Consider the following 14010-nt stretch of genomic DNA (forward strand, 5'->3'; position numbering starts at 1 on the left):
ATTAAAAATTAATTAATGTAAATTAAATTACATTTTGATAATTTTAGTTTTAATAATTGGCGGTCACAAACAAAAATGAAAATTATATACCAAATCAACAGGTTACTTATAAAAAGTAACCTTAATATAAAAATAGGTAGTATAAACACTAAAATAGATAATGTGAAAGAAAAACTTAAATGTAAAAAACAGATTAATACTTTTTTAAAAGTAAAAACAGAACAAGCATTTTCTTGTTCAGCAATATTAAAATTGGTAAAATAATTTACGACTCAAATGCATATAAATCGCAAATAACTTTAAAGAATTTGATTCACATTTAAGATCTTAAAGATTTTAAATGCTAAAAGTTAAGATTTAAAACAAAAGACTTATTAAGTGATTATTTACAACTTTAAAAATTAAGTTTTACACTTATAACTTTTTTTGCTTAAAACAAGCTGATATTAATTTATTATAAATTGCGCTAATATTTTACTTGTCAAGACTTATTATTAGGAGATAATAAAAATATGAAAAAAATTTTAACATTAATATTGATTTTTAGTTTAACAATTCAAATCTTTGCCACACAAAATAAACAAGATAGAATTGAAAAAGGCATTGAAAGTTTTAATAAATACGAGAAAGAGAAAAAAGGTCCAATCGTACCATTCCTTTTGAATTTATTTTTGCCTTTTGGAATAGGGTCCTTTGTCCAAGAAGATTATATTGGTGGTGGATCAGTTCTTGGATTTAATTTATTAGGAGTAATACTTGGAGGAACTGGAATTATTCTTAACATTCGTGAAACACAATTAACTGGATCCATACTAATAGGAGTGGGAGCAAGTATGTTTGCAATATCTTACATAACTTCACTTATTATTCCATTTACATTTGCAAATAGGCATAATGAAAATCTTAAAAAAAGACTAAGCGCTGAGCTTGTAGGTTTTGAGCCTAATTTTGATATTGGAACAAATGGATTCCAACTGTCGTTTAAAAAAAGTTATTAAATAAATGTAAAACAATAATTTTTATAATCTAATATTAAAATTAATTTGCCTAAGAAGGGCGCATTTACATTTTTAACAATTAATAATAACAAATACTAATTAATATATTCTAAACATCATACTAAAATGATATAATTAATAATTATATTATTAAATAATATTAATAATTAAAACTACTTTTAAAGGAGACTATTTTGAAAAAAACGATTATTATATTTGCCATATTGGCATTTCTGTTTAATTGTACAAACAAAGATAATGATACAAAGCTAAATAATGGTGCGGAGGAAGACTCTCAAACACTACAATCTAAATCAGATTTAGTTGATGAAGATAGAATTGAATTTAGCAAAACAACACCTTTAGAAAAGTTAATAAGCAAATTAAATTTAAATTCTACTGAAAAAGAAACACTAACATTTTTGACAAACTTATTAAAAGAAAAACTATTAGATCCAAATGCTGGTTCAAATTTTAAAAATACCGGTGGGGATGAGAGCAAAATAGAAGAGGCTATACATCAATTTCTATCAGATCTGAAAGAAGATGAAATAAAAGAAATGCTTGCAAAAATTAAAGAAAATAAAGACAAAAAAGAAGAAAATTCTGAAGAGTTAAATACTTATAAAACCATACTTGCTAGTGGATTCGATGGAATTTTTAATAAAGCAGATTCAAAAACTGTATTAAATAATCTTAAAGACGCTGTATAATGCTAAACTAAGCCTAAAATTTGAAATTACTTTAAAAAAAGCTAGCAGTTAAAACTGCTAGCTCTTAAAACAACTTTCTAGTTAATCAACGAATTAAATGTTAAGCTTGTATTTTTTATATTAGGATATTTTTCAATTATTTTTTTCATAGTAACATTAAAAAGCTTAGAATCAAGTGAAATTCTGTAAACTTTTTCATTTTGTGGAGGGTTCTTAGACTTAATGGTAATCTCGGCAATCATATCGTTCCAAATTCCATTATTATAAAGGGCAGTAAAAGCCTCAACCACTCTTTTAGAATCACTAGAACCAAAAGGATACGCAGTTACAAGCCCAGATTCAACTGATTTTTCAGACATTGGGATTCCCCCTAAAAATCCCCCCTTATTGTCATTAAAATTTATATCGCTTCCTTTGTTTATTAATTTAAATCCAGAAACAGAATAAAAAGGATCACTTTCACTAGTAGTTTCAAAAATTATTAAAGGCATAGCATAAGAAATGTAGCTTCCATCAATAGGAGAAACAAGATAAGAATACTTAATGCCATTAAGCTCTTTAATACAATTTCCACGCTCATCACACAAATCTCTGGCTTTAATTTTCACCCAGCGAATATAAGTCGACCAAAGATACAAATTGACTGATTTTGTTCCTTCTAAAAACTCTATTTGGTTGTAATTAATAAATTTATTTTTATTCTCAAGCGCTTTTAAAGGCTCATAATTTTGGAAATTGGATCCCATCCCAGAATCATCTAACAATGACCTAAAATTCGATGAACCTAAAGCCCTTTTTTCTTGACCTAGTCTATCTGATCCATTTTCTTTAAAACCGCCACCCTCATTCTCCATTTTTGAATTATTATCTAAAGAACAACCAAGAATTAAAATCACGACGAATATAATGACTATTTTCAAAACGCTCCCCCTTAAAACTTTTTTATAATATTTAAAATTCTTAAATTATATTATTAGAAGCAAATGTAGAGCAATTAACAAAAAAAGCAAAATAAAAAATTTAACGTCTACTAATTTCTTTTATCAAACCGTTTAAAATGCGATTTATATAATCATAAAGTTTTTTATTTTTGCCAATATTTTTATAATAAAGTTTAAAAATTTCTAAAAGGGTATTTCTAACTTTAAGAATTACTATTCTTTTGTTTTTATTCTCAACAGACCCTAATGCCTGTTTGAAAGATTTGGTTGATTTCTCCATTTCTTTTAAAAATCTATTAACATTATAATTTAGCGTTATTTCTTCTAGCTTTCTCAATATCAACCTAGAATATTCTTTTCCAAGTCTTTTAAATAAATCATCAAGATTCTCAGAATCTAATTCTCCGTCTAATAAAACCCTACAAAATTGTAACGTCTCGTCTTCTTCGTCTGTTAAATTCCGCTTCCAATTTAAATACCAATCAAGCTCTGACTTTGTAGTAAGAGAAAAATTTTTTAATTCAAGAAGCTCTTTGCTAACGCTACTAATTTGTTGATCAACTGTTTTTTCAAGAGCAACAAGAATGTCTGTGTTTGAACCACTAGCATTAATTTTGGTTAAGTAAAATTGTTGACACAAATTCATATCTAAGAGAGAAATTTCATCTTCTCTATCACTTTTATCGGAATAGTTTTCAATCAATCCCACTAAAATACTTATTTTAGAAGACAAATCTCCCCAACGCTTTTTGCCTATATCAATCAAGAACTGATTAACATCTTTTTCGCTGTACTTATACTTTACTAACACCTCATCATTGTTTAAAAGCCATCCACCAAGAGCATATCTATTCTCATCATTTTGCAAAGATTTCTTGAAAAACTCAAAATTTTTATCCTCTTCCAAGTTTAAATGGGGAATCAAACTATCATCATGAGAATTTTTCAGCAAAGCTTTACTGTATCTTGATTTACCAATACTGTGCTTTGAAGAAGTTTTTTGCAAAGACTTATAATTATCTAAATTATTGCTAGCCTGATCTAAGTTTTGCGACATTGAATTTTTAGAATTTCTTAAAGTTTGTAAATCCCTTTTAGAATCTTTAAATTCTCTTGAGTTTACTTGGCTATTTTTTTTGCTTTTAAAATTACTTAAATTGGGATCTTTAGGCTTATTGTTTTTAGAATCCAAAGATTTTTTTTCATTAATGATTAAGTTTTGTTTATTGCTAGAAGTGGTAATTTTTGAATCTTCTTCTAAAGATTTGCTACTGCAATTAATAAACAATAGAAAACTAATAATAAATGAAATTCCTATTTTATTCATAAATTAAATTTCCTCTATTTAATTATAGGTTTAAATAAAAATATAGCTCACTTTACATACACTAAATGTATACAACATTTTATTTCTTATAATACAAGAAATTATACTTGCAATTGTTTTAAAAATTGTTTTTTTAAAACAAAAAAACGAATTAAAATCGTGCAAACAAAGCATTAAGCTTAAATTATTCTAATAATACCTTTTAAAACAAATTGGTATTAATAATACCCATTATTTTAATACGTTGTAAAATTTCAAAAATAAATAAAAAACATTAATACCAGCCAAATCATCTAAATTTGAATTTTTAAATTCAGATATATTTACAACGTAATAAGCAAAAATAAACATATGGGGAAAAATTAACTCTCCAAGGGAGAGTTAATCAAACAATTAATCAGCATAAAAAAGTTAAAACGAAGCAGATGCATCATAATTTTTCACAAGATTACAAGCTTCTTCAATGCTCTTAGTAGTTATAAAAGATTGTCGCAAATTATTTATGTAGGTTTTTTCAACCTGTAACAACTGCTGTTTAGCATTAGCAACATTTGCATCATTTGAACGCTCAAGCTTTATTTTGGCATTTCTTTTAGCTTGCAAACACTTAACAACAGTAGCAAGCATTTCTTTTACTTTGTCTTCATTCAAATTAAAAATTTGATTAAACTTATCAGGATTACTATCAAGAACCACTTGCTCAAGAAAAAACAAAGCTTCTTTTTGGTCATCATTCAAAGAGTTTACAAAAGACATTTCAACCTCTCCATTTAATGCGCTAGAAGAATTTAAAACCTTTGAAGATCTTCTCCTAATATCAGAATAATTAAATTCTTTACAAGAAAAGAATAATAAAATAATAAATAATAAAATATTTTTCATACAGTCTCCCACACCGTGATTACACAAATATTTAAATTAAAAAATTAAATAAACATTTTTTAAAAAAAAATATAAATTATAATATATCTCAACATTTAAAATAATAAACATTTTGTAAAACTTTATAGTAATATTGAATAAAATATGTTAAAATGACTTTGGTAGTTAAAAATGGATATTAAAATTGACGAAAAATTTAATATAGTATTTAATAATGACTTTAAATTAATAGAAAACATTGAAGAACAAAAACAGCGTTTATTCTTCTACCTTAAGACACCAAAAGGCAGCTTAAAAGAAAATCCAAATTATGGGTTTGACTACAGCTTTTACTTTAAGCTTTGCAAAGCTAATAAGCTAGAATCTATTAAAAATTTTTTTTTAAACCTTTCAAAAGAACTTAAAATAGATCTTATTAATGTAAAGCCAAGTATTAAAAACAAAACAATAACAATAAAATTTTTCTTTCTAGGAAAAGACACTTTAAAAATGGATTTTAAAATATGAGTATAATTTTTGATAAAAACTTAGGAATATTAGAAAAAACAATAGAAGAAATTCAAAATGAAAAAAAACATATCCTAAGAACAAAATACGGCATAAACATTAAAGACAATTCAATTTACGACATAATAAACTTTCCAAGCTCAAGCATTGACAAACAAATATCAGAGGTCTTGAGAGAACTTTTTTCCAAAATAAAAGAAAATGGAAGCTATTTTAATGCACTCAAAGAAGACTTAAGCACACCAAAAAGCTCAACTTATGAGGCAATAAGAAAGGCTCTGCTAGGCGTTGAGAAAGTTAAACACATAAATATTGTAAGTGGACCTGGAACAATTGCCCTCTACTTAATACTACAAGACGATTGTTTTCAGGATAAAGAAAAAAAACAAATTAAAATTGAGACTAAGCAAAACATTTGGCAAGCAATATACTATACAGCACCAAGCGGAACTGTTTTTAAAGGTGATATTGAGATTGAATTTTTAAACAAACACAATCAAAAAAAAACATACAAATTCAGCTTGGGTGAGAAAAAATATGCATATCTTAAAGCAATCTACAAAACAGAAGCAAAAGACGCAATCTACAAAGAAATAGATACTCAAATTAGAGACATTTACAATAAAATATTAACCGAAAAATACACCGAAATGGGAACATCTCTTAGATACCAAGACTTTCTTGCGCCAGTTAGCATTATCAGGGGAATAAAAGAGCTAAGAATTGGAACTTGCATTAAAAGTGATGATACAAAAAAAATCACAGAACTTAGTGAGAGTGATTTTACATTCAATAAAGACGAAAACATTAAAGAGAATGAAATTATCATTTTTGATACAAACAAAAGACTGCTTATTAACAGAGAATAAAAATGAACAAAGAGATACCAAAATTTTTAGAAAATACTCAAATTGAAAAGTTTATCTACAATGAGCTTAATTACAAAAAAGAGATATTAAAAGAACTAAAAGAACTGCTTGAAAACTTCAAAACAATCAATGTTAAAAACAGTATTAACTCTAAATATATTACATTACTAATGCTTTCAATATTTAACGCATTCCACTTTAAAAAAGAGTTAGATAAAAATCTTGTCAATTCTTTAAACGCCATTATTTTTGCAATCAAATCTATTGGTACTGATGAGAGCTTTATTGTGCTCTTTAAAGCCTTTTTACACGCAAATATTGAAGTCAGCTCAAACCAAGACGCTCCAGGAGAAATAATAATCAAATTGCTTGGAAACATTAAATCCCCGATTGAATTTAATATTGCAGCAAAAAATCAAAATAAACTAAAAAAAATAACTATAAAACACGCTGGATTTAAAAAAGCTCTAATTTCTCACCATATGCCCAAAGATTACAAAAATTCAGTATATGAGTTTATTAAAATATTAATTCCTATAGGAAGAATAGTAAAAATCATAGACAAAGAACAAATAGAAATAAAAAGTACAAGAACAAAACAATTTTACAAAGTAGATCATTTTTTTTGATCCACCAAAGTATAAATAATAATTTAAAACTAAAAGAAATTTAAAAGGAAAATTTATGAATACCAACGAACCACAAGAGAGTGTACAAATAAAAGATTTAAACAGAAAAACAAAAGTTAATCAAAGCGATCTTATTCCTATTGATGACGTAGTAGAAGATACTTGTGCAATCACGTATAAACATCTCCTAGAACAAATACAAAACGATACATTTTACAACAATGAATTTCGCTGCTTTAAAAAAGCAATAAAAGACGTAATTAGCAAGGAACTTTTAGAAAACACAGAATATATAAAAAACATTTACATTAAAGTATTTTCTACACTTTTAGGACTAAGTGCCCCACTTGAAAACATAGATTTTGATATTGTTTTTAGAAAAGTTCAATCTATGTTTATTTCAAGCTTAAAACATACAAATACAAAATTAACTTCAAATAAAATCTCAATTTACAACACAACCACAAAAGATCTTGAACTTATTCAATTTGAAATTTTTGTTGAAAGTTTAAAAGAAGTTCTTGCAGAAAAATCTGAATTAAATCAACTCAAAAGTGATTTAATCAATTATTTACAAATAAACGATTTTACAGATAAATTCCTAAACTCTTTCAAATCAATACCTAAAAAAACTTTTGATACAAAAAATGAACAAATTGTAAGCTGTTATCAAAACGGAATCCCACAAATTGTAGACACTCCTATTTGGTGGCAAGGAAAACCATATGGCTTTGGGGGACTACACACAATAGTTGACGACTCTGCAATATTAGAATTCCAATATAAGAACAAAGCCACAACCATTGTACTTAAAAACAAAAGCAGCACATCAATTATAATAAACGAATCGTACAAAGGAAGTTACATTTATTTACAAATTGACGCAGAAATCAGGTATTCAAGCTCTACAGAAGATCACAACAAACAATTTTATCTTCAATTCGAAAAAAGCTCTACTAAAATACTAATAGCCTCATTTTCTTCGCAAAACATGCCTACACTCAAAACACCAATTTACAATGGTTGGTACTACGTTGGGTCAGGCAGCCTAAACAAAGGCCAAGAAATGCCAATACTAAACAAAGTATAAAAATAAATTAAAAGGAGATATTTATGGATACAATACTTATTTTTTTGTCAACAATTGACAATACAAAACTCATTATATTGGGAGGATTTATTGTACTGGCAATAATGCCAATGATTTTAGCAATAAAGCCGCAGTTTAAAGAAAGCTTAAACTTTCTTATTAAAAAGCTCTTAAAAAATACAAATAAAAAGGAAACCAAATGAATAGTAAAATAAATATCAACTCTGGCGTTGAAGCTTTAAATAATTTATATGATTTTCTAAAAAGTGGCGATTCTCCAACAGAAATTAAAGTAGAAAAGGGAATATATTTAGGACTCAATCTCTACAGCCTAATAATGAGCATTTACAAAGACACAATCAACACCCTTGAAAAAGAAGAATCAATAAAAATATTAAATGACATTGAAAATGTTAATAATAAAATTACTCAACTTATATTAAGCATCAATGATGAGCGAGATGTAGGCATTATTGAGCATTTAAGAGAAGAAAGAAATGAACTAATGAAAATCAAAACTAAAGCACTCCAAGAACAAATACAAGGGTCCTTAGAAGACTTAAAAACCAACACTAATAACAAAGCCCAAGACTTAAAAGGAGATAAAATTGAAAATTAAAAATTTCCCCTTTTTGTTTTTATTAAACACGCTTGTAATCTTTTCATGTTCTACAATAGCAAGCCTTCCAGAAGAGCCATCATCTCCAAAAGAGACAACATTAAAGGCTTTAAGCTTATATGAAGCACATCTTTCAAGCTATATTATGTACTTACAAACATTTCTTGTAAAAACAAAACAAAAAGTAAATAGCAAAAATTATCCTGAGTTTAAACTTTTTGACGCTAGTAAATTAGAAAAAGATCAAACTCTAAAATCAATCAAAGCAAATATTGCTAATTTGAAAAATCACATTGACAAAATAAAACCAATCGCAATGCAGATTTACAAAAAATACTCAAAAAATATACCTTAAAGTTAAAGTCATTTAATTTTTCTTTTTTCCAAAAGTCCCAGAAATGGGACTTTTTTCAATAAAAATCCATATTAGATTTATACCTAATTTAAAATTATTATCATTTTATTTTTTTTTAATTTTCTATTTGTTATTTATTGATCTTATACTATAATTATACTTGTATTAAGTTATATTAATATAATATAAAAAGGAGAATATATTATGAAAAAATATTTATTGGGAATAGGTCTAATATTAGCCTTAATAGCATGCAAGCAAAATGTTAGCAGCCTTGATGAAAAAAACAGCGCTTCAGTAGATTTGCCTGGTGAGATGAAAGTTCTTGTAAGTAAAGAAAAAGACAAAGACGGTAAGTACAGTCTAAAGGCAACAGTAGACAAGATTGAGCTAAAAGGAACTTCTGATAAAGACAATGGTTCTGGAGTGCTTGAAGGTACAAAAGATGACAAAAGTAAAGCAAAATTAACAATTGCTGACGATCTAAGTAAAACCACATTCGAACTTTTCAAAGAAGATGGCAAAACATTAGTGTCAAGAAAAGTAAGTTCTAAAGACAAAACATCAACAGATGAAATGTTCAATGAAAAAGGTGAATTGTCTGCAAAAACCATGACAAGAGAAAATGGAACCAAACTTGAATATACAGAAATGAAAAGCGATGGAACCGGAAAAGCTAAAGAAGTTTTAAAAAACTTTACTCTTGAAGGAAAAGTAGCTAATGATAAAGTAACATTGGAAGTAAAAGAAGGAACCGTTACTTTAAGTAAGGAAATTGCAAAATCTGGAGAAGTAACAGTTGCTCTTAATGACACTAACACTACTCAGGCTACTAAAAAAACTGGCGCATGGGATTCAAAAACTTCTACTTTAACAATTAGTGTTAACAGCAAAAAAACTACACAACTTGTGTTTACTAAACAAGACACAATAACTGTACAAAAATACGACTCCGCAGGTACCAATTTAGAAGGCACAGCAGTCGAAATTAAAACACTTGATGAACTTAAAAACGCTTTGAAATAAATAAGGAGAATTTATGAAACAATATTTACTAGTATTTGCTTTGGTATTAGCTTTAATAGCGTGTTCTCAAAAAGGTACTGAGCCAAAAAGTACTTCACAAGACCATAATGATCAAGAAATTATAAACTCAGACAATACACCAAAAGACTCTAAAAAAGATCTTACTTTTTTAGCAGAAGAAAACTCTGTATCTTTATTTAATGGCAATAAAATTTTCGTAAGCAAAGAAAAAAATTCTGCTGGTAAATATGAGTTAAGAGCAACAGTTGATACGGTTGAGCTTAAAGGGGTTTCTGACAAGAATAATGGATCTGGCAAGCTTGAAGGTACAAAAGCTGACAAGACTAAAGTAGCAATGACAATTGCTGACGATCTAAATACAATAACTGTAGAAACATATGATGCAAGCAATAAAAAAACTGGAAGTGAAGTTGTTAAAAAACAAGGGTCAGTAATAAAAGAATCTTACAAAGCTAATAAATTAGACTCAAAAAAAATAACAAGAGAAAACGAAACTACACTTGAATATTCAGAAATGACAGATTCTAGCAATGCTACAAAAGCAGTAGAAACTCTAAAAAATGGTATTAAACTAGAAGGAAGTCTTGTTGGTGGAAAAACAACCGTAAAATTAACAGAAGGTACTATTACATTAACAAGAGAAATAGAACAAGATGGAAAAGTAAAACTCTACTTAAATGCTACTACATCTGGTAGTACTAAAAAAACAGCAATATGGAACGAAACTACTAACACATTAACAATTAGTGCTGACAGTAAAAAAACTAAAGATCTTGTGTTCTTAACAGATGGTACCATTACAGTACAAGCATATGACACAGCAGGTACTAAACTTGAGGGCAACCCAAGTGAAATTAAAGATCTTGCAGCACTTAAAGCTGCTTTAAAATAACATAAAAGTAAACATCCTACATCGGCTAATACCTTTGTAGGTGTTGTTTATTACAACTTAAAAATTGAATTTATATTTTTCAATTTGTTACTTCTGGGAAAAGTCTCTTAGGAGACTTTTCCTCTTGTAAAAAAGAAAATATAAAACCAATACACAGGTCGGCCCATTTAAGCCTTAAAATCAAACTAAAAAGCTTTAATAAAACTAAAATGCATGACTAAAATTAAGCAAACTAATGGGGCTAATTCCCCCACTCAAGCCTAACTCTTGAATGAAGGATATAAATAAAACAATTTAATCTAAATTCTTAATCATCTTAATCAAATTAAACCCATCGCTAATAAGCTTACTATTTTAAATAAAAATTAACGCGTAAAAATAATTTACTCTTAATATAAGTTAATATTCTATTATATTTTATTACAAAAACTTACTTTTGTAAAGTATATTTAACAAATATGTATTAAATATACTTTTTTTTATATTTTTTATATAAAAATACTTTACTTTTTTAAGAAACTGTACTATTAATTAATTTAGAATTAAAGAAATTACTTATATTAGGAGTATAAAATTGAAAACATCAAAACAAAAATCACCAAACACTACAAAAAGGGTAAAAAAAACTACAAAGAACTTCCAACACAACTTGATTGTATTAATCTCTACTCTCAACTTTATAAACTTAAACTTAAAAAAATACACACAAAAAAACATCCTTTATTTTCTAAATAAAAACCTTGAAAGAAATAAACAAAACCCCATAAAACTAAAAACACTACAAAACTATTTATACACACTAGAGAAAAAATTTAAAATTACACTAAACTACTGTAAACATTTGGGAAAAAATTCTGGAAGTGAAACTTATTATAAACTTAAATATGAAAAAGAAAAATGCTATTCAATAATTAACACATACTTCAAGGAAAAAACAAATAATAAAATTAATGAATTTCTGCAAAGAATAAAAAAATTTAATCAAATAAATAGCAGTGTTAAATGGGAGTGTATTAATAATACTAATAATAATATATATAAATATAAAGAATATAGAAATATATACAAAAATTCTAAAAAAACAACACCTGAGAAAATATTAAATAAATATTTAAGCAAATGCAATTTCAAAACAGAAATTCCATCTCTGATAATGAATTTAGAAACGACACACAAGATTAAAATCTATCATTTAAGAAACTTAAAGCACATTGAAAATGATCTTAAAGAAATAGACCCTAAAAAAATCGAAAAATACCTATCAAACGCAATAAAAGAAAATATAAACAATCCTGGATACTTATGTAAATTTTTCAAAAACAATGGATACAAAAAGTTAATAAATAAAATAAAAGAAACAAATAAAAAATATAAAAACAAAACAGAAATTTTAAAAAAAATACTTAAAGAAAAAATAAAAGAATTAGAAAATGAGCAATATAAAAAAGAAGATCTTGAAAAGTTTTTTAACAAAACATATGAAATTTACAAAATAAAGCCACATTTCATAATAGAATACAAAAAATATCCAGATTTAGATAAATTGGTTCAAAGGGCAAAAAAAGAAATTTGTAAAATTCAAGACAAAATGATACAGCTTAAAAGTATAAAAAACAACATTTTTAGTATATTATTAGAACAGTTAAGGCATAAAGTAGACAATGATAAACTAATCCCTACTTTAAAAAAATTCATTGAGAATGAGCCTGACCTTAAATATAGCAAGGTATTTGACAATTCTTACTATAATAATTTGATTAAAATAGTGAGCTGAAAAGAAAATGCAAAGTTTAGCTCTGATATTAAGGAAAAAGGAAAAAAATGACGGCTTTACTTGAACGATTAAAGCAAAAGCAAAAAGAATTAAAATTAAATACTAATGATAAACCGAAATTCAAAAAAGAAAAAAAGGCAAATGTTTTTTCTAAAATTGAGGAGGTTAAAGGTAGAAAAATATATCATACTAAAATTTTTAATGATTTTTATACATTTGGAATAAGCAAGAATGAACCCACCAAATTTTTCATCTCTTTAAGGGGAATCTTTAACATAGAAGACATAAGTATGTTTCATTTATTTTCCTTAAGAGAAGACGATGAATTTATGGGAATTTATTACGGAATAAGAAAGCTTGACAAAGCGTTTATTGTAAAGAATTTCAACAAAAAAGAAACTTATACATTAAGAAAATGTGAATATATTGAATTTAAGTTTAAAAAAGGTTCTGTTTTTTGTTATTTAAACGGTCTTCATATTTTACTTAAAAAGGATAGGGTCGACAGCCCCTATTATAATACGCTTTTAAATATTATTTTAGAGTTAGAAACCGAACTTTACGCTTTTTATAACAAAAAATTATCAAAAGGGGGAATTATTCCTGAATGGATAAAAAAGAGACAAAAGTAATAACAGTTGCAAGCATAAAAGGTGGTGTTGGCAAAAGTACAACAAGTTTAATTTTTGCCACATTGCTTTCAATCAAATGTAAAGTTCTTTTAATAGATATTGATACTCAAGCTTCAACAACAAGCTATTTTTTTAATAAAATCAAAGATAACAATGTAGATTTAATAAACAAAAACATATACGAAGTGTTAATATCAAATTTGCATATAGATAATGCAATAATAACAATTAACAAAAATTTGGATTTAATTCCAAGTTATTTAACATTGCATAAATTCAATTCAGAATCTATTCCGTACAAAGAATTTAAATTAAAAGAACAACTAAAGCTACTTAGTAATCATTATGATTACATAATACTTGATACAAATCCCAGCTTGGATTTTACTTTAACGAATGCTCTTGTATGCAGCAATTATATAATAATACCAATAACGGCAGAGAAATGGGCTGTTGAAAGTTTAGACTTGTTTACTTTTTTTATGAACAAGCTATTATTAACTTTGCCAATGTATTTAATCAATACCAAATTTAAAAAAAACAACACACATAAAGAACTTTTAAAGGTTTTAGAGAAAAATAATAATTTCTTAGGGACAATATCTGAGAGAGAAGATTTAAATAAAAGAATAGCAAAAAACGACAGATTTGATTTGACGAAGGATTACATAATAGAGTACCAAAACACGCTTGACGCGTTTTTAAATAAATCAGGTTACGTACACTAAGTGTACT

The 14010-nt window shown here is 26.5% G+C and carries 18 protein-coding genes; 15 read left to right on the forward strand and 3 right to left on the reverse strand.

The window, feature by feature from the left end; genetic code table 11:
• Positions 1 to 75: 75 nt before the first annotated feature.
• From HNP63_RS04270 to HNP63_RS04280, 3 genes are all read left to right on the forward strand, one after another.
• Entirely contained in the window at positions 76 to 264 is a 189-nt protein-coding gene (locus HNP63_RS04270; RefSeq protein WP_011703763.1) for a hypothetical protein, read from the forward strand.
• A gap of 248 nt (positions 265 to 512) precedes the next feature.
• Complete coding sequence (locus HNP63_RS04275) at positions 513 to 998, forward strand: P13 family porin (RefSeq protein WP_011703764.1); 486 nt, start codon at positions 513 to 515, stop codon at positions 996 to 998.
• 194 nt (positions 999 to 1192) lie between these two features.
• The gene (locus tag HNP63_RS04280) at positions 1193 to 1711 is read left to right on the forward strand and encodes a BBA03 family outer surface lipoprotein (RefSeq protein WP_011703765.1); all 519 of its coding nucleotides are present in this window, start codon (positions 1193 to 1195) and stop codon (positions 1709 to 1711) included.
• A 77-nt stretch (positions 1712 to 1788) separates the two neighbouring features.
• Here HNP63_RS04280 and HNP63_RS04285 read toward each other — a convergent pair whose 3' ends face one another.
• From HNP63_RS04285 to HNP63_RS04295, 3 genes are all read right to left on the reverse strand, one after another.
• The gene (locus HNP63_RS04285; protein ID WP_073999280.1) at positions 1789 to 2631 is read right to left on the reverse strand and encodes a S2/P23 family protein; all 843 of its coding nucleotides are present in this window, start codon (positions 2629 to 2631) and stop codon (positions 1789 to 1791) included.
• A 100-nt stretch (positions 2632 to 2731) separates the two neighbouring features.
• Positions 2732 to 3979, reverse strand: coding sequence for a hypothetical protein (locus tag HNP63_RS04290; protein WP_011703767.1), 1248 nt, complete (start codon positions 3977 to 3979; stop codon positions 2732 to 2734).
• Positions 3980 to 4390: 411 nt separating this feature from the next.
• Complete coding sequence (locus tag HNP63_RS04295; RefSeq protein ID WP_073999281.1) at positions 4391 to 4861, reverse strand: BBA07 family lipoprotein; 471 nt, start codon at positions 4859 to 4861, stop codon at positions 4391 to 4393.
• 171 nt (positions 4862 to 5032) lie between these two features.
• On the opposite strand from HNP63_RS04295, the gene HNP63_RS04300 reads away from it, so the two are divergent.
• The 12 genes from HNP63_RS04300 (at position 5033) to HNP63_RS04355 (ending at position 14003) form a co-directional block, all read left to right on the forward strand.
• Entirely contained in the window at positions 5033 to 5368 is a 336-nt protein-coding gene (locus HNP63_RS04300; protein ID WP_011703770.1) for a contractile injection system sheath initiator, read from the forward strand.
• Positions 5365 to 6237 (forward strand): DUF276 domain-containing protein, encoded by an 873-nt coding sequence (locus HNP63_RS04305; RefSeq protein WP_011703771.1) that lies wholly within the window; start codon positions 5365 to 5367, stop codon positions 6235 to 6237. The genes HNP63_RS04300 and HNP63_RS04305 overlap by 4 nt, the downstream gene beginning before the upstream one ends.
• Positions 6238 to 6239: 2 nt before the next feature.
• A complete protein-coding gene (locus tag HNP63_RS04310; RefSeq protein ID WP_011703772.1) occupies positions 6240 to 6866 on the forward strand; it encodes a DUF735 family protein in 627 nt (208 codons plus the stop codon).
• 55 nt (positions 6867 to 6921) lie between these two features.
• Positions 6922 to 7956: a DUF685 domain-containing protein gene (locus HNP63_RS04315; RefSeq protein ID WP_183227304.1), complete on the forward strand. Its 1035-nt coding sequence runs from the start codon at positions 6922 to 6924 to the stop codon at positions 7954 to 7956.
• Positions 7957 to 7979: 23 nt separating this feature from the next.
• On the forward strand, positions 7980 to 8159 hold the full coding sequence (locus HNP63_RS04320; RefSeq protein ID WP_011703774.1) for a BlyA family holin: 180 nt from the start codon (positions 7980 to 7982) through the stop codon (positions 8157 to 8159).
• Positions 8156 to 8575, forward strand: a complete 420-nt coding sequence (locus HNP63_RS04325; protein ID WP_011703775.1) for a BlyB family putative holin accessory protein — start codon at positions 8156 to 8158, stop codon at positions 8573 to 8575. The genes HNP63_RS04320 and HNP63_RS04325 overlap by 4 nt, the downstream gene beginning before the upstream one ends.
• On the forward strand, positions 8565 to 8930 hold the full coding sequence (locus HNP63_RS04330; RefSeq protein WP_011703776.1) for a BBA14 family lipoprotein: 366 nt from the start codon (positions 8565 to 8567) through the stop codon (positions 8928 to 8930). The genes HNP63_RS04325 and HNP63_RS04330 overlap by 11 nt, the downstream gene beginning before the upstream one ends.
• A 204-nt stretch (positions 8931 to 9134) precedes the next feature.
• The gene (gene ospA, locus HNP63_RS04335; protein WP_011703777.1) at positions 9135 to 9956 is read left to right on the forward strand and encodes an outer surface lipoprotein OspA; all 822 of its coding nucleotides are present in this window, start codon (positions 9135 to 9137) and stop codon (positions 9954 to 9956) included.
• A 13-nt stretch (positions 9957 to 9969) separates the two neighbouring features.
• A complete protein-coding gene (gene ospB / locus HNP63_RS04340; protein ID WP_183227305.1) occupies positions 9970 to 10869 on the forward strand; it encodes an outer surface lipoprotein OspB in 900 nt (299 codons plus the stop codon).
• 574 nt (positions 10870 to 11443) lie between these two features.
• Positions 11444 to 12643 carry a plasmid maintenance protein gene (locus tag HNP63_RS04345; protein WP_011703779.1) on the forward strand — a complete coding sequence of 400 codons (1200 nt, stop codon included), beginning with the start codon at positions 11444 to 11446 and terminating at the stop codon, positions 12641 to 12643.
• Between the two features lie 47 nt (positions 12644 to 12690).
• On the forward strand, positions 12691 to 13275 hold the full coding sequence (locus HNP63_RS04350; RefSeq protein WP_011703780.1) for a DUF226 domain-containing protein: 585 nt from the start codon (positions 12691 to 12693) through the stop codon (positions 13273 to 13275).
• Positions 13251 to 14003, forward strand: coding sequence for a ParA family protein (locus tag HNP63_RS04355; protein ID WP_011703781.1), 753 nt, complete (start codon positions 13251 to 13253; stop codon positions 14001 to 14003). Before HNP63_RS04350 ends, HNP63_RS04355 begins: the two co-directional genes overlap by 25 nt.
• The last annotated feature ends 7 nt before the right edge of the window (positions 14004 to 14010 follow it).

Origin of the sequence: Borreliella afzelii, from assembly GCF_014202295.1 — a bacterium.
GTDB lineage: Bacteria > Spirochaetota > Spirochaetia > Borreliales > Borreliaceae > Borreliella > Borreliella afzelii.